This window comes from Pedococcus sp. NPDC057267, from assembly GCF_042668795.1.
Classification (GTDB): domain Bacteria; phylum Actinomycetota; class Actinomycetes; order Actinomycetales; family Dermatophilaceae; genus Pedococcus.
Genome location: NZ_JBHUYG010000091.1, coordinates 1 through 18,099, shown reverse-complemented (window position 1 = coordinate 18,099; position 18,099 = coordinate 1). Strand labels below are relative to the sequence as shown.

At 73.3% G+C, this 18,099-nt stretch carries 19 protein-coding genes and 1 pseudogene; 1 reads left to right on the top strand and 19 read right to left on the bottom strand.

The window, feature by feature from the left end; genetic code table 11:
• The 5 genes and pseudogenes from ACFUC1_RS16735 to ACFUC1_RS16715 all read right to left on the bottom strand — a co-directional run.
• Positions 1 to 461: pseudogene (locus tag ACFUC1_RS16735) on the bottom strand (hypothetical protein); the annotation flags it as partial.
• The gene (gene lepB, locus ACFUC1_RS16730; protein WP_379121789.1) at positions 458 to 1,267 is read right to left on the bottom strand and encodes a signal peptidase I; all 810 of its coding nucleotides are present in this window, start codon (positions 1,265 to 1,267) and stop codon (positions 458 to 460) included. The pseudogene ACFUC1_RS16735 and the gene lepB, both read right to left, overlap by 4 nt.
• Before the next feature lie 80 nt (positions 1,268 to 1,347).
• On the bottom strand, positions 1,348 to 1,707 hold the full coding sequence (rplS, locus tag ACFUC1_RS16725; protein WP_310155398.1) for a 50S ribosomal protein L19: 360 nt from the start codon (positions 1,705 to 1,707) through the stop codon (positions 1,348 to 1,350).
• A 209-nt stretch (positions 1,708 to 1,916) separates the two neighbouring features.
• Positions 1,917 to 2,126, bottom strand: a complete 210-nt coding sequence (locus tag ACFUC1_RS16720; RefSeq protein ID WP_379121787.1) for a hypothetical protein — start codon at positions 2,124 to 2,126, stop codon at positions 1,917 to 1,919.
• A gap of 26 nt (positions 2,127 to 2,152) precedes the next feature.
• Positions 2,153 to 3,211 (bottom strand): LacI family DNA-binding transcriptional regulator, encoded by a 1,059-nt coding sequence (locus ACFUC1_RS16715; RefSeq protein ID WP_379121785.1) that lies wholly within the window; start codon positions 3,209 to 3,211, stop codon positions 2,153 to 2,155.
• A 221-nt stretch (positions 3,212 to 3,432) separates the two neighbouring features.
• Between ACFUC1_RS16715 and ACFUC1_RS16710 the strand changes: the two genes are divergently transcribed.
• Positions 3,433 to 4,191: an ABC transporter permease gene (locus ACFUC1_RS16710; protein ID WP_379121783.1), complete on the top strand. Its 759-nt coding sequence runs from the start codon at positions 3,433 to 3,435 to the stop codon at positions 4,189 to 4,191.
• Between the two features lie 36 nt (positions 4,192 to 4,227).
• Here the strand turns inward: ACFUC1_RS16710 and trmD are convergent, their stop codons facing one another.
• The 14 genes from trmD to ffh form a co-directional block, all read right to left on the bottom strand.
• Positions 4,228 to 5,433 (bottom strand): tRNA (guanosine(37)-N1)-methyltransferase TrmD, encoded by a 1,206-nt coding sequence (gene trmD / locus ACFUC1_RS16705; protein WP_379121781.1) that lies wholly within the window; start codon positions 5,431 to 5,433, stop codon positions 4,228 to 4,230.
• Positions 5,434 to 5,446: 13 nt separating this feature from the next.
• Positions 5,447 to 6,001 (bottom strand): ribosome maturation factor RimM, encoded by a 555-nt coding sequence (gene rimM, locus ACFUC1_RS16700; protein ID WP_379121779.1) that lies wholly within the window; start codon positions 5,999 to 6,001, stop codon positions 5,447 to 5,449.
• Between the two features lie 114 nt (positions 6,002 to 6,115).
• Positions 6,116 to 6,358 carry an RNA-binding protein gene (locus ACFUC1_RS16695; protein ID WP_310155379.1) on the bottom strand — a complete coding sequence of 81 codons (243 nt, stop codon included), beginning with the start codon at positions 6,356 to 6,358 and terminating at the stop codon, positions 6,116 to 6,118.
• A 2-nt stretch (positions 6,359 to 6,360) separates the two neighbouring features.
• The gene (gene rpsP, locus ACFUC1_RS16690) at positions 6,361 to 6,837 is read right to left on the bottom strand and encodes a 30S ribosomal protein S16 (protein WP_379121777.1); all 477 of its coding nucleotides are present in this window, start codon (positions 6,835 to 6,837) and stop codon (positions 6,361 to 6,363) included.
• A 176-nt stretch (positions 6,838 to 7,013) separates the two neighbouring features.
• The gene (locus ACFUC1_RS16685; protein WP_379121791.1) at positions 7,014 to 8,543 is read right to left on the bottom strand and encodes an SDR family NAD(P)-dependent oxidoreductase; all 1,530 of its coding nucleotides are present in this window, start codon (positions 8,541 to 8,543) and stop codon (positions 7,014 to 7,016) included.
• Between the two features lie 23 nt (positions 8,544 to 8,566).
• A complete protein-coding gene (locus ACFUC1_RS16680) occupies positions 8,567 to 9,040 on the bottom strand; it encodes an RrF2 family transcriptional regulator (RefSeq protein ID WP_379121775.1) in 474 nt (157 codons plus the stop codon).
• 51 nt (positions 9,041 to 9,091) lie between these two features.
• On the bottom strand, positions 9,092 to 10,102 hold the full coding sequence (locus ACFUC1_RS16675; protein ID WP_379121773.1) for a sulfate/molybdate ABC transporter ATP-binding protein: 1,011 nt from the start codon (positions 10,100 to 10,102) through the stop codon (positions 9,092 to 9,094).
• Entirely contained in the window at positions 10,099 to 10,905 is an 807-nt protein-coding gene (cysW, locus tag ACFUC1_RS16670; protein WP_379121771.1) for a sulfate ABC transporter permease subunit CysW, read from the bottom strand. The genes ACFUC1_RS16675 and cysW overlap by 4 nt, the downstream gene beginning before the upstream one ends.
• Positions 10,902 to 11,771, bottom strand: coding sequence for a sulfate ABC transporter permease subunit CysT (cysT, locus tag ACFUC1_RS16665; protein WP_379121769.1), 870 nt, complete (start codon positions 11,769 to 11,771; stop codon positions 10,902 to 10,904). The genes cysW and cysT overlap by 4 nt, the downstream gene beginning before the upstream one ends.
• A gap of 3 nt (positions 11,772 to 11,774) precedes the next feature.
• Positions 11,775 to 12,815 carry a sulfate ABC transporter substrate-binding protein gene (locus ACFUC1_RS16660; RefSeq protein WP_379121767.1) on the bottom strand — a complete coding sequence of 347 codons (1,041 nt, stop codon included), beginning with the start codon at positions 12,813 to 12,815 and terminating at the stop codon, positions 11,775 to 11,777.
• 144 nt (positions 12,816 to 12,959) lie between these two features.
• Complete coding sequence (locus ACFUC1_RS16655; RefSeq protein WP_379121766.1) at positions 12,960 to 14,048, bottom strand: amidohydrolase family protein; 1,089 nt, start codon at positions 14,046 to 14,048, stop codon at positions 12,960 to 12,962.
• 9 nt (positions 14,049 to 14,057) lie between these two features.
• Positions 14,058 to 15,497 (bottom strand): wax ester/triacylglycerol synthase domain-containing protein, encoded by a 1,440-nt coding sequence (locus ACFUC1_RS16650; RefSeq protein WP_379121764.1) that lies wholly within the window; start codon positions 15,495 to 15,497, stop codon positions 14,058 to 14,060.
• Positions 15,498 to 15,609: 112 nt separating this feature from the next.
• On the bottom strand, positions 15,610 to 16,446 hold the full coding sequence (locus ACFUC1_RS16645) for an alpha/beta fold hydrolase (protein ID WP_379121762.1): 837 nt from the start codon (positions 16,444 to 16,446) through the stop codon (positions 15,610 to 15,612).
• Complete coding sequence (ffh, locus tag ACFUC1_RS16640) at positions 16,443 to 18,047, bottom strand: signal recognition particle protein (RefSeq protein WP_379121760.1); 1,605 nt, start codon at positions 18,045 to 18,047, stop codon at positions 16,443 to 16,445. Before ffh ends, ACFUC1_RS16645 begins: the two co-directional genes overlap by 4 nt.
• Between the last annotated feature and the right edge of the window lie 52 nt (positions 18,048 to 18,099).

The window sequence follows — 18,099 nt, the reverse complement described above, 5'->3', positions numbered from 1 at the left end:
GGCTGCGTGTGCGCAGCCGGCCGGGTCTCCGTGGGCGGAGGCGTCCGACGCTGAGGAGAGTCCCCCGCGGATGCGGGCAGGGCGGACTGGCCGCCGGTCGTCGCAGGTCCTGCGGAGTGCTCACCGGCGCCAGGGACGGACGACTGCCCGCCGGCCATCGCGGGCGGCACGCCGGCGTCGGGGGTGGCCCCGGACGCAGCGGAGTGGTCGTCCGGGACGGTGAGCTCGGGCGCCAGCCAGGGCGAGGCCCCGCGCCCGCCGCCGCCCTGCTCGGACCGCGTCGAGGCCAGGTCGTGGCGCAGCCACGGCCCCGTCGTCTCGTCGGCCTGGTCCTGGCGCGTCGGGTCGGCGTCCGCCGGCTGGGGGCCACGCTCCCACGCCAGCCAGCCGTCGCCCTCGCCGTGTCCGGGCGCGCGTCCGGCCCCCCGCCCCTCGTCAGGTGCGCCGTCGCGGGCGGTCATCGGGTGATCCCCCGCGGGATGCGCGACAGCTGCGCCGGTGCCGGGAACGTGCCGAGCCGCGAGAGCGGCCAGTACGTCGCCACGGCACGGCCGATGACGTCGTCCGTGCTGACGGTGCCGCCGCCGGGGTCGCCGAGGTGGGCGCGGGAGTCCGCGCTGTCGCCGCGGTGGTCACCCATGACCCACAGACGCCCGGCAGGCACGGTCACGTCGAAGGTGAGCTCGCTCGGCTTGTCGCCGGGGTACAGGTACGGCTCGGTGACGGCGACGCCGTTGACCGTGAGCCGGCCCTTGTCGTCGCAGCACACGACCCGGTCACCGGGCAGGCCCACGACCCGCTTGACGAAGTCCTGCTCGCCCACGTCGACACCCACCAGTCGGGCGGCCGAGGCCAGCGTGCGGCCGATGAGGCCGTCGTCCTGGTGCGGCGTCCGGTCGGCTGCCGCGAAGGTGGTCGTGCCGTCGAAGACGACGACGTCGCCACGCTGCAGCGAGCCGCCGGCGACAAGCTTGTTCACCAGGATCCGGTCCCCGGGCTCGATGGTGGGCTCCATCGACCCCGACGGGACGAAGAAGGACTGGACGAGGAACCCTCGCACCAGCACCATCACGACCAGGGCGATGCCGACGAGCAGCAGCCAGGAGGGGCCGCGCGTCGCGCGTCGCGCGGGCCGCTCCGCGTCACGCGCGGCCTGCGGAGAGGCGACGGCGGAGGGCACCGGGGAGCGACCGGACGACGCCGCCGCGTCAGACGGGGCTGACGCGGCGGCCGGGTCCTGCTGGAGTGGTTCCGGTTCGGGGTTCATCGCAACCGGAGCCTAACCCCCGACTCTGTGCCCGCGGACGGCGGACACGAGGCGGGAAGGGAGTGGGAGATCGCTGCGCCTTACTTGGCGGGCGTGGTCTCGCGCTTCTCCTTGATCTTGGCGGCCTTGCCGCGCAGGTCGCGCAGGTAGTACAGCTTGGCGCGACGGACGTCACCGCGGGTCACGACCTCGATCTTGTCGATGATCGGGGTGTGCAGCGGGAAGGTGCGCTCGACGCCGACGCCGAAGGACACCTTGCGGACGGTGAAGGTCTCGCCGACGCCGCCGCCGTGGCGACGGATGACGACACCCTGGAACACCTGGATGCGGGAGCGGGTGCCCTCGACGACCTTCACGTGCACCTTGACGGTGTCACCGGCGCGGAAGGCGGGGACGTCCTCGCGGAGGGAGGCCTTGTCGAGCTCGTCGAAACGCTGCATGGCGGATTCGCTTTCTTCTCGGCGCCACAGGTCGCCCAGGGTTGTCGGTGGTGCGTGGTGTACGGAGTGCGTCCGGCGCGCGGAGACGGCCACGTGCCGAGTCTTCGGCACTCCCCCTGTGGCAGGGGCCGTGGGTTCCGCGGACGCGAGGAGCCATTCTGCCACGGGCCGGCCCCCCGCCAGAAATCGGCGGGGGACCGGCCGTCGGCTCAGCCGCAGGCCGGGTCGAGGCGGTCCGCCCAGCGGCGCTCGACCGACGCGGCCACCCGCAGGGTCGTGGCGAGCGAGCGCCGGACGGGCCGGGCCGTCGCCAGCGGGGCCGGGCGCCAGCCGTCGTCGACGACGGGCGCGCCGGGGAGGGCCGAGGCGGCCTCGGACCGGTGGTGGCGGATGGTGGTGAGGGCGAGGTAGTCGCTCATGGGGTTCTCCTTCCGGGAGGTGGTGGTCAGGGGGTGGCGGGCCCGGTGCTGGACCGCACCACGAGCTCGGTCTCGAGCACCAGGCGGCGCTCGGTGAAGGTGGGGTCGAGGAGCATCCGCCCGAGCAGGCGGCCCTTCTCGGCAATGGGCTGGCGGACCGTGGTCAGGCCCACCTGCGCGGCCGCGGGGACGTCGTCGAAGCCGGTGACCGACAGGTCGCGGCCGATGACCAGCCCGCGCTGGGTCGCCGCCTCGATCGCGCCGAACGCCATGACGTCGCTCACGGCGGCGATGGCGGTGGGGCGGTCGCGCCGGTCCAGCAGGAAGGCCGCCGACCGCACGCCTGCGTCGTGGGAGTTGTGGCCGGCGTAGACGGCCGTCACCGCGGCGTCGTCACCCAGCGCGTCGCGGATGCCGCGCAGCCGAGGGCGGCTGTCGACGTAGAGGTCGCCCTCGTCCTCGGGGCGCACGACCTCGGGCCGCTCGGTCTGGTGCCGGCTGTCGACGATGATGCCCACGCGGCGGTGACCCAGGTCGGCCAGGTGGCGTCCGAGGGCGTAGGCCGCGCCGTACTCGTCGATGAGGACGAACCCGTGCCGCTCGTCCCCCGGCCCGATGTCGATCGTCGACACCATCGGCAGCCCGCGTTCGAGGGCAACGGCGCGGGCCGGGTGGTCCTCGTCGACGCAGTAGGCGACGATCCCGTCGACCACGGCCTGGCGCATGGTGTCGGCCGCCAACCGGGCCTCCTCCTCGTCCTGGGGGTCGGCCAGCGACGGGAGCGGGATGAGCAGGAGCCCGGTGCGGTGCTCCTCGGCGACCTCCGCGAGCCCGGCGAGCATGCCGACGGAGTACGGGTCGGAGAAGGCGTAGGAGAGCCGCTCGGTGAGCAGCAGGCCGATCGCGCCGGCGCGCTGCGAGCGCAGGCTGCGGGCCGCCGGGTTGGGGCCCGGGTAGCCCAGGCGCTTCGCGGTCTCGAGGACCCGGGTGCGCACCTCGGCCGAGAGCTGGTCGGGCTTGTTGTACGCGTTGGACACGGTCGAGACGGACACGCCGGCTTCCTCGGCCACGGTCTTCAGGGTCACTCCACCCATATCGTCTGGCCCCCCCTCTCCGCTCTGCATCGATCTACTAAATCGTTCAAGTAGAACGATACAGAGATCTATTCCCGGAGACAAGCGGATTGCTGGCGCCACGACCGCGGCCCTCTCCGCGACAGGGGCCCCCGCGACAGGGGCCCCCGCGACACCCGCCCCCGCGACACCGCCTACCCCGGCCTGCCGCGTCTCCGGCATACGGTGACCCGGTGACCATCAACCCCGGGTGGCCGGTGGCGCTCGCGCTCGTGCTGCTCCTCGCGTTGACCCTCGCCGCCCACCGCGTCAGCAGCTACCAGCTCGAGCGCCCCGTCGTCGTGGCTGCCCTGCGTGCCGTGGCGCAGCTCGCGGTCGCCGCACTCGTCATCGCCGCCGTCGTGCGCAGCCTGGCCCTGTCGGCCCTGCTGCTCGTCGTCATGTTCGCGATCGGCGTCCTGACGACGACCCGCCGGGTCGGCGCGCCGCAGGCGTGGCCGTGGGCGGCGGCCGCCATGGCTGCCGGCGTGCTCCCCGTCCTGGCGGTGGTCCTCGCCACCGGCACGATCCCGCCCGAGGGCATCGCGGTCATCCCCGTCGGCGGGATCATCGTCGGGAACGCGATGACGGCGCACACGCTGTTGGGGCGCCGGGCGTTCGCGGCGCTGGAGGAGGAGCACCAGCAGTACGAGGCGTGCCTGAGCCTGGGCCTGCTGCCCGCCCAGGCCATCGAGGAGATCGTCCACCGACGCGCCCCAGAGGCCCTGCTCCCGGGGCTCGACCAGGTCAAGACGACCGGGGTGGTCACGCTGCCCGGCGCCTTCATCGGCGTCATGCTCGGCGGCGGCTCACCGGTGCAGGCGGCAACGGCCCAGGTGCTCGTGCTGTTCGGGATCATGGCGGCGCAGACGGTGACCGTGGGCGTGGGCGAGCGCCTCATCGCCGGCCGCCGCCTCCTGACCCCCGTGCTCGTCGGGCGGCTGGTGGACTGACCGCTTCCCTGCGCCGCACCTCCCCAGCGAGGGGCCTCAGCGCCGGCGCTTGGTGAGGTCGACGGTCCCCGGGAACGCCCCCTCCCCGGGTCGCACCCGGTAGCCGGCCTTGCGGTAGATGCGCAGGTTGCGGTCGCTGCCCGCCCCTGTGTTGAGCCAGTATGCCGTCGCGCCGGCCGGCGCCTGCGCCTCGGCGAAGGCGAGCAGCTCGCGACCGATCCCCCGGTGCTGCAGGTCCGGCGCCACCATGAGGCGGCCGATCTGCCAGGTGGTGGGGTCATGCGGGTCGAGCCGGCCACGGACCGAGGCCACCAGGCGGCCGCCGGCCCGGAAGACCCAGGTCTGCCAGCGGGTGAGGTCGTCGGCGACCTGTTCCACCGACTCCTCCCCGGCCCCGAACATGCCGTACCGCGCGATCTCGCCCACCCAGCAGGCCCGGGTCAGCACCATGAGCTCGGGGGCGTCCGCGGCGGTCGCGAGCGCGAGGTCGAGGTCGGCGAGCGCGCCGACGGGCTGCGAGGCGTGGAGCAGGTCGGGCCGGCGCGCGGCCGTGCGCTCGAGCCGCTGCTGGTGGCGCCACTGCGCGATCGCCCGGTGGTCGCCGGACAGCAGCACCGCCGGGACGTCACGGGTGGTCCCTGGGGCGGACTCCCAGGACGCCGGCTTGGTGTAGACGGGGTACTCGAGCAGGCCGTCCTCGTGCGACTCCTCGACCAGCGACTCGGCGTTGCCGATCACGCCCGGCAGCAGCCGCGCCACCGCCTCGGTGACGGCGAGCACCGCCACCTCTCCCCCGTTGAGCACGTAGTCGCCGAGTGAGACCACTTCGACCTGCAGCCCGAGATCCTGCGCCGCGTACTCGTACACGCGCTCGTCGATGCCCTCGTACCGGCCGCAGGCGAAGGCCAGCCACGGCTCCTGCGCCAGCTCCCGCGCCATGGCCTGGGTGAACGGCGTGCCTCCCGGACCGGGGACGACGAGCCGGGGGCGGGCGCCGTCGGCCCGGTCGGCAGCGGATCGCACCACGGCGTCGAGTGCCTCGGCCCAAGGCTGCGGCTTCATGACCATGCCGGCGCCACCGCCGTACGGGGTGTCGTCGACCGTGCGGTGCCGGTCGTGGGCGAACTCGCGCAGGTCGTGGACGCGCACGTCGAGCAGGCCGTCACGGCGGGCCTTGCCGATCAGCGACAGGTCGAGCGGTGCGAGGTACTCGGGGAAGATCGAGACGACGTCGATGCGCATGCCGTCGCGCCGATCAGCCGTTGAGCTCGAGCAGGCCCGGCGGCGGGTCCAGCACGACCCGGCCGCCCGCGACGTCGACCTCCGGCACGATCGCCTCGACGAAGGGCACGAGCGCCTCCCCGCCACCGGCGAGCTCGATGACGAGCAGGTCCTGCGCGGTGCCGGTCTCCAGACCGCTCACGCGCCCGATCGTGGCACCGTCGGTGCCGACGGCCTGCAGCCCGACGAGGTCCTCCTCGTACCAGGCGTCCTCCTCGTCCTCGGGCTCCTGCTCGTCGACGAGGTCCTGCGCCGCGACGAAGAGGCGGGTGTCGCGCAGCGACTCCGCGCCCGTGCGGTCAGGGATCTCCTCGAAGCCGAGCAGCCAGATCTCGCGGTGGAGGCGCGAGCTGCGCAGCGTGAGCTGCCGCGGCACACCGGAGCCGGGCGCCGCCTCGGTGAGGAACGTCGTGCCCGGCACGAACCGGCGCTCGGGGTCGTCGGTGTGCACCTGGACGGTGGATTCACCGCGCAGCCCGTGGGGCTTGCCGATGCGGGCGACGAGCAGGGCGTCGGACGGGACGGGCATGTCGGGATCCTCTCAGGGCGCAGGGGACGGGGACGCGGCGAGGGGGCGCCGGGGACGCGGCGAGGGCCGCCGGGAGCGAGCTCCCGACGGCCCTCGCCGTGGTGGTGCGACCGGTCAGCGCACGCGGTCGGTGTCGACGATGTCGACCCGGACGCCGCGACCGCCCGCGAGGGCGCCCACGACGGTGCGCAGCGCGCTGGCGGTGCGGCCGGATCGGCCGATGACGCGACCGAGGTCGTCGGGGTGCACGCGCACCTCGAGGATCTCGCCACGACGCAGCTCCTTGCGCCGGACGACGACGTCGTCCTTGTGGTCGACGATCCCCTTGACGAGGTGCTCGAGCGCCTCCTCCAGCACGGTCAGGCCTTGTCCGCGTCGGCGTCGGTGCTCTCCGCGGCAGCGGCACCCGAGTCGGTGTCGGCAGCCGGGGCGGCGTCGGCCTTGGCCTCGTCAGCCTGCGGCTCCTCGGCCTTCTTGGCAGCGCGCTTCTTCGGGGTGGTGGCCCCGGACGCGTCGTCCGAGGTCTTGCCCGCAGCGGCGATCGCGGCCTCGTACAGCTCCTTCTTGGAGGGCTTGGCCGGCTTGGTCTTGACGTTGCCCTCCTTGGTGAGCTTGAGGAGGGCGGCGACGGCCTCGGTGGGCTGGGCGCCCTGGCTCAGCCAGTAGTCGGCCCGCTCCATGTCGATCTCGATGACCGAGGGCTCCTCGGTCGGGTGGTACTTGCCGATCTCCTCGATCGCACGACCGTCGCGCTTGGTGCGCGAGTCCATGACGACGACACGGTAGAACGGGGCGCGGATCTTGCCCATCCGCTTGAGACGAATCTTGACGGCCACGAGTGTGGACCTCTCACTTTCTTCGTTGTGAGCACGGCGAGACCGGGTGGGGAACACGCGGGGGGCCGAGGCTCGGGGTAGGCGCGCGGTCGGGGTAGAGGGCCCGAACCGCACGGGTACAGCCGCCCATTCTGCCAGACGGCGGGGTGTGGTCCGGACCACCTGCTGCGGTCCCGCTACCAGGGACTGGGCTCGTAGTCCTTGACGAAGCAGCCGTAGACGTCCTCGCCGGCCTCGCCGCGGACGATCGGGTCGTAGACGCGGGCGGCGCCGTCGACGAGGTCGAGCGGGGCGTGCCAGCCCTCTGCCGCGATCCGCAGCTTCTCGTAGTGCGGCCGCTCGTCGGTGATCCAGCCGGTGTCGACGGCGGTCATGAGGATGCGGTCCTTCTCGAACATCTCCCCCGCACTGGTGCGCGTGAGCATGTTGAGCGCGGCCTTGGCCATGTTGGTGTGCGGGTGCCCGGCGCCCTTGTAGCGGCGCGAGAACTGCCCCTCCATCGCGGACACGTTGACCACGTACGCCCGGCGCGCGCCGGCCTGGACCGCGGCACGCATCGCCGGTCGCAGCCGCGAGACGAGGATGAACGGCGCTGTGGCGTTGCACAGCTGCACTTCGAGCAGCTCGAGCGGGTCGACCTCGTCGACGGTGTGCGTCCACGAGTTGGTGCGCTGGGTGTCGGGCAGCAGGCCACCGGCGTCGACCGCGGTGCCGGCGAGGTGCGCGTCCAGGCTCGCGTGCCCGGCGGTGAGCGCCATCGAGGTCATCTGCGCCGCGGTGCGGGCGGCGAGCTCCTGCGCGGCGTGCTCGGTCGACTCGCCCTCGTGGTGGGCGACCTGGTGGTGCCCGAGGGTCCGGACGAGGTTGGCGGGGTGCGCCTCGCTGACCCGGTCGAACGTCACGATCTCGGGCAGCCGGGTGCCGCGCGGGAGCGGCACCTCCTCGTTCTCGACGAGGTGCGAGTACGAGCCGGGGCTGCGGCGCACCGTCTGCGCGGCGTTGTTGACGAGGATGTCCAGCGGCCCGTCGGAAGCCACCTCGTCGGCGAGCGCGACGACCTGGGTCGGGTCGCGCAGGTCGATGCCGACGACCTTGAGCCGGTCGATCCAGTCGGCCGAGTCCTCCTGGGCCGCGAACCGCCCCGCGGCGTCCCTGGGGAAGCGGGTCGTGATGGTGAGGTGGGCGCCGTCGCGCAGCAGCATGAGCGCGATGTACATGCCGATCTTGGCCCGGCCGCCGGTGAGCAGCGCGCGCTTGCCGGTGAGGTCGGCCCGCTGGTTGCGCTTGGCGTGGCTCTTCGCGGCGCAGGGCGGGCAGAGCCAGTGGTAGAACGCGTCGACCGTCGTGTACTCGGCCTTGCAGATGTAGCAGCCGCGCGGCTTCATCAGCTCGCCCACGGTGGTGCCCACGGGCGGGACGGTGAGCAGGATGCCCTTGGTCTCGTCGTCGATGCGCATCGGCGAGCCGGTCGCGGTGCGCGCCAGCAGCGCCTCGTCGTGGTCGACCTGGGGCTGGCGGGCCTCGCGGCGCCGGACCTTGCGGATCTGCTTGTACATGCGACCCGTCGCGCGCTTGACCGTCTGGATGTCGGGGTCGTCGGCGTCGAGCGTCGGCAGCTGGGCCAGCACCCGCAGTGCCGTCGCGAGGTCGTCGGGGTCGATGCGACCCGGGCCGGCGGCAACGCCCTCCGCGTCCGCGGCCGGCACCGCCCGGTGGTGCGTCGAGGTGCTCACCGGCTCACCCACGCCTGGGGGTCCGCTGCGAGGGCCTGCACGTGCTCGGGCAGCCGCCCCGAGAGCACGTCGGCGAGGGAGGTCTCGTCGAGGACCGTGCGCAGGCTGGCGCGCACGGCCACCCACACGGTGGGCAGGTGCTCGGCGACGCCGTCGTATGCCGTCTCGTGCGGCCGCAGCCCGCGCACCTCCGCGAGCGGGCCGTCCACGGCGCGGAACACGTCACCGAGGCAGATGTCGCGCGGCTCGCGCGTGAGCGAGTAGCCGCCGCGGGCGCCGCGGGTGCTGCGGACCAGCCCGGCCGCCCGCAGGTCGGCCACGATCGCCTCGAGGAACTTGCGCGGGAGGGTCTGCCGGTAGGCCAGCGTCTCGACGCTCACGGGGCCCGCCGCAGTGGTCGCGGCCTCGGCCAGGATGAGCATCGCGCGCACCGCGTACTCCGTGCGCGCCGAGATGTCCACGGGCGCCATTGTGGCGCACCCTGGACCCTGCGCCGGACACGGCCCCGCCCGGCCGTGGGCTCAGATGGCCAGCGCCGGGTCGGTCTCCAGCGAGTCGGGAGCCGTGGTGGCACGGGCGTACACGGTCTCGCCGCCGCGCAGGGACAGGTCGTCGGCCTGGGCGCGCGTCACCTGTGCGGCGAACCGTTCACCGGTATCGGCTCGCAGCTCCACCCGTACCTCGAAGCCGAGCCGCACGACGCGCTCGACGACGGCCGGCACGACACCCGGCGACCCTGCCACCCGGGAGTCGGCAGCCACGGCGGCGGCGCGGTCCCGGGTCAGCGCGATGTCGTGCGGCCGCACGAGGCGACCCCCGAGCCGGGCCACCGACCCGAGGAAGCCCATGACGAAGTCGTTCGCGGGGCGCTCGTAGAGCTCCACGGGGTTGCCGACCTGCTCGAGGGCGCCGTGGTTGAGCACGGCGATGCGATCGGCCACGTCCAGCGCCTCCTCCTGGTCGTGCGTGACCAGCACGGTGGTGACGTGGACCTCGTCGTGCAGGCGTCGCAGCCAACGGCGCAGGTCCGCCCGCACCTTGGCGTCGAGCGCACCGAACGGCTCGTCGAGCAGCAGCACCTCCGGGTCGACGGCGAGCGCCCGGGCCAGGGCCATCCGCTGGCGCTGGCCGCCGGACAGCTGGCTGGGGTAGCGGTGCTGGAACCCGTCGAGGCCGACGATCTCGAGCAGGTCGTCGACCCTGCGCGCCACCTCGGCCTTGGGGCGCTTGCGGATCGTGAGTCCGAACGCGACGTTGTCGCGCACGGTCATGTGCTTGAAGGCTGCGTAGTGCTGGAAGACGAAGCCGATGCCGCGCTTCTGCGGCGGCAGGCCGGTCACGTCGCGCCCGGCGATCGCCACGGTGCCCGAGTCCAGGCCCTCGAGGCCGGCGATGGCCCGCAGCAGGGTCGACTTGCCCGACCCGCTGGGACCCAGCAGCGCCGTGAGCGTCCCGGCCGGGATGTCGAGGTCCACGCCGTCGAGGGCGGTGAACGAGCCGTAGGTCTTGCGGGCGCCGGTGACGGTGATCATCGGGTGCTCCTCTTGCGGTCGAGCAGGGTCATGAGCAGCAGCGTCAGCACGGCCAGCCCCATGAGGAGGGTGGCCGCGGCATACGCGCCGTAGGTGTTGTGGTCGTCGATGTAGCGGGAGTGGACGAGCAGCGTCAGGGTCTGTGACACGCCGGGAAAGCCCGAGCTGACCATGATCACGGCCCCGAACTCGCCCAGGGCGCGGGCGACCGTGAGCACCACGCCGTAGGTGAGGCCCCACCGGATCGCCGGGAGGGTGATCCGCCAGAAGGTCGTCCAGGACCCGGCCCCGAGGGTGGCGGCAGCCTGCTCCTGCTCCGTGCCGATCTCGTGCAGGACGGGCTCGACCTCGCGGACGACGAACGGCAGCGTCACGAACAGCGTGGCCAGCACCATGCCCGGCAGGCCGAAGATGACCTTGAGGCCCAGGTGCTCGACGAAGCCGAGCCAGCCGCCGACGCCCCACAGCAGGATGAGCGCGACCCCGACCACCACGGGTGACACCGCGAACGGCAGGTCGACGACCGCCTGCAGCAGCCCGCGGCCGCGGAACCGCCCGCGCACCAGCGCGAGCGCGGTGCCGACGCCGAAGACGACGTTGAGGGGGACCACGATCGCGACGATCAGCAGCGAGAGGTTCAGCGCGGAGATCGCCGCCGGGGTGCGCACCGACGCGAGGAACTCACCGAGCCCGGGTGCGAACGAGCGCCACAGGATCAGGACGACGGGCACGACGACGAGCAGGCCGACGTAGCCGAGGGCCAGCGCGCGGAGCCCGAGCCGGGCGCCCCTGGACGTGGTCACGGCTCCCCCGCCTCCCGGGCCCGGCCACGACCGGCCAGGGCCCGCAGCACGAACAGCGTGACGAACGCGATGAGCAGCAGGACCACCGAGACGGCCGCCGCGTTGACGGGCTGGTCGGTCTCGACCTGCTGCTGGATGTACTGCGACGCCACCTGGGTCTTCTTGGGGATGTTGCCGCCGATGAGCACCACCGAGCCGTACTCGCCGATGGCCCGGGCGAAGGCGAGTCCCGCCCCGCTCACGATCGCCGGTGCGAGGGTGGGCAGGACGACCCGGCGGAACGTGGTCAGGTTCGAGGCGCCCAGCGACGCGGCGGCCTCCTCGACCTCGCGGTCCGCCTCGATCAGGACGGGCTGGACCGACCGGACGACGAACGGCAGCGTGACGAAGGCCAGAGCCACGAGGAGGCCGGGCTGAGTGGCGTTGAGGTGGACGCCGACGGGGCTGTGGGGGCCGTAGAGCGAGAGCAGGACGATGCTCGCGACGATCGTCGGGAGCGCGAACGGCAGGTCGATGAGGGCGTCGACCACGCGCTTGCCGGGGAAGTCGTCACGCACGAGGACCCAGGCCACGACCGTGCCCATCACCGCGTTGACGACGGCGACGACCGCGGACACCCAGACCGTCACCCACAGCGCCGCCCGCGCGCCGGGCTCGGAGACGGCGGCAGCGAAGCCGGTCAGGCCCACCTGGACGGAGGTCACCGCGAGGGCGGCGAGGGGCAGCAGGACGACGACGCTGAGCCACAGCCCGACGACGCCGACGCCGAGGGGCCGGATCGAGCGCGGACGACGAGTCGACTGCGGGCGCGCCGGCCGGGACGACACCTCGGTGTCGTCCCGGCGTGGGGTGAGGGTCGCGGTCATCGCCTACTTCGTCGCCTTGTCGTAGATCACCGCGATGGCGCCCGTGCCCTTGGCGAAGAGCGAGCCATCGACCGCAGTCCAGCCGCCGAGGTCGTCGATGGTCCAGAGCTTCTGCGGCTGCGGGAAGTCCTTCGCGTACCTCGCGGCCACGGTCGGGTCGACCGGCCGGAAGCCCGCCTGCGCCCAGAGGTCCTGGGCCTGCGGTGTGAAGAGGAAGTCGTCGAACGCCTGGGCCACCTTGAGGTTCCTGCTGCCCTTGAGGACCGCGACGGGGTTCTCGATCTTGAACGTCTGCGGCGGCGTGACGTGCTCGACCGGGTCCCCGCTGCGCTCGGCGAAGATCGCCTCGTTCTCGTAGCTGAGCAGGGCGTCGCCGGTCCCCTGCAGGAACGTCTCGGTCGCCTCGCGTCCCGACTTCGGCTGCACCTTCACGTGGTCGGTGACGAGCGCGTCGAGGTATGCCAGCCCGGCCTTCTCGTCCTTGCCGCCCCGGCTCTTGGCGGCATACGGGGCGAGCAGGTTCCACTTCGCGGAGCCGGAGCTGAACGGGTTGGGGGTCACGACCTCGACCCCCGGTTTCAGCAGGTCGTCCCAGTCCCTGATGTGCTTCGGGTTGCCCTTGCGGACGACGATCGTGACCACCGACCCGAACGGGATGCCCTTGTCCTTCCCGGCGTTCCAGCTCGGGTCGACGAGCCCGGCCTTGACCAGGCGGGTGACGTCCGGCTCGACCGAGAAGCTCACGACGTCGGCGGCGGCCCCGGCCGCGACCTTGCGGGACTGGTCCCCCGACGCGCCGTAGGACTGCTGGAACTGCACTCCCTTGCCGGCGGCCGTCTTCTGGAAGGCAGGGATGAGCTTGTCGTAGCCCACCTTGGGCACCGCGTACCCGTAGAGGCTGAGGGTCGAGGTCGTCGCGCCCGCAGGCTGGGCGTCGCCCGGAGCCCCCACGGCGTCGCTCGCGCCGCCCCCCGCACACGCGCACATCACCAGCGCACCTGCGGTCGCGGTGGCGGCCAGGGCGAGGCGGGGACGGGAACGCATGGGGACTCCTCTGTGGCGGATGCTGTGCATCTCCTACGTGACAGGAAGGAGTTTTGGATAGCGTCAGGTTATCGGTCAAATAACGCGTGATTATGTCTCGGCATGTGGTCCGCCCGACGCGGCACCGGACAGCCCGGCCTTCCCTCAGACGGTGACGCCGCGCAGCACGATGTGGTCGGGCGCGGCCAGCGCGCGGATCTCGGCGCGGGGGTCGGTGGCGTAGACCACCAGGTCGGCGTCGGCGCCCTCCTCGAGCCCCGGCTGTCCGAGCCACTGGCGCGCGCCCCACGACGCCGCCCACAGCGCCTCCTCCGGGCTGAAGCCGGCGTGGGTGAGCTCGGCGGCCTCCTCGGCCACGAGCCCGTGGCGCAGCGAGCCGCCGGCGTCGGTACCGACGTAGACCGGGATGCCGGCGTCACGGGCGGCGCCGATCGTGGCGTACCGCCGCTCGTGCAGGGCCAGCATCCGCCGGTGGTACTCCGGGAACTTCTCCCGCGCCGGCTCGGCGATCTGCGGGAAGGTGGCGATGTTGACCAGGGTCGGCACGATCGCGATCCCCTGGGCGGCGAACTGCGCGATCGTCTCGTCCTCCAGCCCGGTGGCGTGCTCGATGCAGTCGGTCCCGGCGGCGGCGAAGTCGTACAGGGACGCCTCGCCGAAGCAGTGGGCCGTGACCCGGGCGCCCTCGTCGTGGGCGGCCGCGATGGCGTCGGTGAGGACGTCCACCGGCCAGCACGGGGTGAGGTCGCCGGCGTCGCGGTCGATCCAGTCCCCGACGAGCTTGACCCAGCCGTCGCCGGCCTTGGCCTCGAGCCGGACGCGGTCGACCAGCTCGTCGGGCTCGACCTCCCAGGCGTAGTTGCGGATGTACCGCCGGGTGCGGGCGATGTGGCGTCCCGCTCGGATGACCTTGGGCAGGTCGGGGCGGTCGTCGATCCAGCGCGTGTCGGCCGGTGAGCCGGCGTCGCGGATGAGCAGGGTGCCGGCGTCCCGGTCGGCGACCGCCTGCGCCTCGGAGGTCGCGTCGTCCACCGCGCCGTGGGCGTCCAGCCCGACGTGGCAGTGGGCGTCGACGAGACCGGGCAGGACCCAGCCGCGGAGCGTCTCGACGTCGGCACCGGCGGCGGTCGGCCGGTCGAACGTCAGCCGTCCCCCGACCACCCAGGCCTCGGGTCGCACCTCCTGCGGCCCGACGAGGATCTCCCCCTGCAGGTGCAGCACCGGTGCGCTCATGCGCCGACCCTAGCGACCGGCGCCCTCACCCTCCCCCCGAGCCGCCCGGGCCTCCCGACCGAGGAGCAGGTCGAGCTCGGCTGTGACCGCGTCGACGAGGACCTCGTGGTCCGGGACGTGGTCGGGGTCGGTGACCACGGCGAGCACCAGCCGGCCGCCCGCCGAGAGGATGCCGAAGCTCACCGTGACGTTGCCCGGGTTGACCGCCATCGGCACGATCCTGCGGACGGGTGCGCCCGCCACGGAGAGCTGCCGCACCGGGCCGCGGACGTTGGTCTCGAAGGTGTGGACGAGCCGCTGGTGCGTGACGAACCACTGCACCGCCCCCACGGTGGCGAGCAGCCGGAAGGCCGGCCCCAGCAGCGCGGACGACGACCCCCGGCGTCCCTCCGCGAGCCGGGCCTTCGCGGCGCGGATCGCCTTCAGCCGCACCTGTGGGTCCCCGACGGCGGGGATCCGGACCGGCAGCACCGCGACGGCGTTGCCCAGCTCGCGACCCGCCTCGCGTGCGCTGACGGGGACCGACGCGACCAGCGTGCGCACGCGGTCGTGACGGTGCTCCAGCAGGCGGGTCAGGGCTCCGCTGACGACCAGGAGCACGACGTCGTTGACCGTGGCGTCGAGGGTGCCGGCCACTGCCTTGACCCGTGCCAGCTCGACGTCGACGACCTCGAGCCTGCGCCAGGGTCCCGTCGGCTGCAGCAGCGAGCACCGGTCGGCCAGCTGGGTGCGGCGGATGCCGAGCTCGCGCGCCGCCCACAGCACCCGCCGCAGGCGCTGCCCACGGGTGCGGCGCCCCACATCGCCCGTCGCGGCTCCTGCCCGGGACGCCGGCTGCACCCCCGCCGTCGGACGCATCCCCGCCACCGGAGGCGCCCCGGTCGCGGGAGGCGCCCCTGTCGTGGGGAGTAGGGAGTCCGCGACGGCGTCGGCAACCGGGTCCGCCAGCACGTCGAGCAGGCTCAGGCCGCCGATCCCGTCGGTCACGACGTGGTGGGCGACCAGGGCCACCCCGAGTGGCCGACCCCGGGCGTCGGCCAGCACCTCCGCGCGCCAGAGGGGCCGGTCCGGGGGCAGCCGCGTCGTCACCATGTCGGCGAAGTGGTCGAGCAGCCGCCGTTCCCCGGCGCGTGGAGTCGTCCCCTGCAGGCCACTCGCCATGGCCACCGGCCCCGCGGGGTCCACCTCGACGACGCCCACCCGGGGCTCGTCCTCGGTGCGGACCCAGTGGGGTCGTCCCACGCCCCACCGGGCGCGTTCGAGCCGCCGACCGAGCTGGGGCACGGTGGCCAGCCGCCGTCGCAGCACGCGGGCGACCTCCTGGGCGTCGGCCACGCCGTCGCCGTCCGGGTCGAGCTCGAGCAGCGCGCCCAGCTGGATCGGCGGTCGCGCACGACGGTCGGCGGCGAGCTCCATGGCGTCGTCCGCGCTGATCCTGGTGACCACCACGCCTCGACCGTAGGCACGCCCGGGGTGCCGGCCCCCGGCCCAAGGTCCCGCTGCCTGCGTCGGATCGGGTGCCCGGCGCCACGCGCGGGGATGGAGCCCGGCCGCGTCGGCCCTATCGAGCGCCCTCTGCGACGGGTGCGACGAACCTGCGCAGCGCCTCGGTGACGACCTCGGGCGCGTCGGTGTGCACCCAGTGGGAGGCGCCCTTGACCGTCAGCTGCCGCACGCGGGGGAACAGCGCGCGCATGGCCTCCGCGTCCTCCGGCTTGACGTACCCGGACTCCGCGCCCGCGATCCACAGGACCGGGCCCTCGTATGCCGGGACGTCACCGGGCGCGAGCGGCCAGCCGGCGATGCGGGACCGGGTTCCGGTGTCGGCGTCCGCCGCGACGAGGTCGAGGTTGGCCTGCCAGCGCCAGGAGTCGCCGTGCCGTCGCAGGTTCTGCAGCAGGAAAGCCTTGACGCCGGGGTCGGGCTCGTCGAAGCGCGCCTCGGCGTCGGCCCGGCTGGTCAGCTCGGCCAGCGGCAGCGACTGCATCTCGCGGATGTAGCCCTCGAACCGCTCCAGCGTGCCGTAGGACTTGGGCGCGATGTCGACGACGACGAGCCGCTCGACGAGGTCGGGGTGGTGGAGGGCGAGCGCCATCGCGGTCTTGCCGCCGAGGGAGTGCCCCACGACGACCCAGCGCTCCCCCGGTGCGGTCGCGCGCAGGGTCTCGGCGACGGCGGCGGCATACGCCTCGAGGGAGAACTCCCGCGACCACGGCGACCGGCCGTGGTCGGGCAGGTCGACGAGGGTGCACCGGGCGGCCGTGCCGTCCGGGCCCGACAGGGCCTTGGCGATCTGCTGCCAGTTGCGCCCCTGCCCGAACAGGCCGTGCAGGAACGCGACCCGCGGGCCGGCGGTGCCGACCGACAGGGTGTGCAGCGGCGCGGCCGCGCCGCTCACCGGCCGAGGAACTTCTCGAAGCCCGCGGGCAGGTTCGCCGGGTCGAGGTCAGGGGCACCGTTCCCGGCGCCCGCGCCACCGCCGAACGAGGCGCCGGTGGGGGCCGTCTTCGGTGCGTTGGCGCGCTCTGCGGCTGCGCGCTCCTCCGCGGCCCGCTTGGCGGGGTTGCCCGACTTGGACTTCTTGCGCTGCGGCTGCTGCTTGCCCCGCTTGCCGGGGCCGCCGCCCATGCTGGGCATCCCGGGGATGCCGCCGCCACGGGCGAGCTGCTTCATCATCTTCTGCGCCTCGGTGAACCGTTCGAGCAGCGCGTTGACCTCGGACACCTCGACGCCCGAGCCCTTGGCGATGCGGGCGCGGCGCGAGCCGTTGATCTGCTTGGAGTGGGTGCGCTCGAACGGCGTCATCGAGCGGACCATCGCCTCGACCCGGTCGAACTCCTTGGGGTCGAGGTTGTCGAGCTGGGCCTTCATCTGACCCATGCCCGGCATCATTCCGAGCATCGACTTCAGGCCGCCCATCTTCTTCAGCGCGGCCATCTGGTTGAGGAAGTCGTCGAAGGTGAAGTCCTCCTCGGCCAGGAACTTGCGCTGCATCTCCTCGGCCTGGCTGCGGTCGAACGCCCGCTCCGCCTGCTCGATGAGGGTCAGCACGTCGCCCATGTCGAGGATGCGCGAGGCCATGCGGTCGGGGTGGAAGACCTCGAAGTCCTTCATTTGCTCGCCGGTCGAGGCGAACATGATCGGGCGCCCGGTGACGCTCGCGACCGACAGGGCCGCACCACCGCGGGCGTCGCCGTCGAGCTTGGACAGCACGACACCGGTGAAGTCGACGCCGTCCTGGAACGCCAGGGCCGTCTCGACGGCCGCCTGGCCGATCATCGCGTCGATGACGAACAGGACCTCGTCGGGCGAGATCGCCGCGCGGATGTCGGCGGCCTGCTGCATGAGGTCGGCGTCGACGGCAAGGCGGCCGGCGGTGTCGACGATGACGACGTCGTGCTGGGCGCGCTTCGCCTGCTCGATGCCGGCGCGCGAGACGGCGACCGGGTCGCCGAAGCTGCGGGTGCCCTCGCCCGACGGGCCGACCGCGTCGTGGCCGCCGACGTTGCCGCGCTCGGGGGCGTAGACCGGGACGCCGGCCCGCTGGCCGACGACCTCGAGCTGGGTGACGGCGTTCGGCCGCTGGAGGTCGGCGGCGACGAGCATCGGGGTGTGGCCCTGGTCCTTGAGCCAGTACGCCAGCTTGCCGGCCAGCGTGGTCTTGCCGGCACCCTGCAGGCCCGCGAGCATGATCACGGTGGGCGGGTTCTTGGCGAACCGGATCGTGCGGGTCTGGCCGCCGAGGATCTCGACGAGCTCCTCGTTGACGATCTTGACGACCTGCTGTCCCGGGTTGAGCGCGGCGGAGACCTCGGCGCCGAGGGCGCGCTCACGGACGGCGTGGGTGAACTTCTTGACGACCGGCAGCGAGACGTCCGCGTCGAGCAGCGCGAGGCGGATGTCGCGGATCGTGCTGTTGACGTCGGACTCGGACAGCCGCCCCTTGCCCCGGAGGTTCTTGAAGGTGGCGGTCAGGCGGTCGGACAGGCTCGTGAACACCGGTCAAGCCTAATCGAGCGGGGCGAACCGGCAGACCAACCGGGTCTTTGAG

Excerpts from the sequence above, each read along its gene's own strand:
- rplS (WP_310155398.1), bottom strand. The coding sequence starts at position 1,707 with ATGCAGCGTTTCGACGAGCTCGACAAGGCCTCCCTCCGCGAGGACGTC.
- cysT (WP_379121769.1), bottom strand. The coding sequence starts at position 11,771 with ATGACCGCGACCCTCACCCCACGCCGGGACGACACCGAGGTGTCGTCC.
- ACFUC1_RS16675 (WP_379121773.1), bottom strand. The coding sequence starts at position 10,102 with ATGATCACCGTCACCGGCGCCCGCAAGACCTACGGCTCGTTCACCGCC.
- ACFUC1_RS16655 (WP_379121766.1), bottom strand. The coding sequence starts at position 14,048 with ATGAGCGCACCGGTGCTGCACCTGCAGGGGGAGATCCTCGTCGGGCCG.
- trmD (WP_379121781.1), bottom strand. The coding sequence starts at position 5,433 with ATGCGCATCGACGTCGTCTCGATCTTCCCCGAGTACCTCGCACCGCTC.
- ACFUC1_RS16660 (WP_379121767.1), bottom strand. The coding sequence starts at position 12,815 with ATGCGTTCCCGTCCCCGCCTCGCCCTGGCCGCCACCGCGACCGCAGGT.
- ACFUC1_RS16680 (WP_379121775.1), bottom strand. The coding sequence starts at position 9,040 with ATGGCGCCCGTGGACATCTCGGCGCGCACGGAGTACGCGGTGCGCGCG.
- rimM (WP_379121779.1), bottom strand. The coding sequence starts at position 6,001 with ATGCCCGTCCCGTCCGACGCCCTGCTCGTCGCCCGCATCGGCAAGCCC.
- lepB (WP_379121789.1), bottom strand. The coding sequence starts at position 1,267 with ATGAACCCCGAACCGGAACCACTCCAGCAGGACCCGGCCGCCGCGTCA.
- ACFUC1_RS16720 (WP_379121787.1), bottom strand. The coding sequence starts at position 2,126 with ATGAGCGACTACCTCGCCCTCACCACCATCCGCCACCACCGGTCCGAG.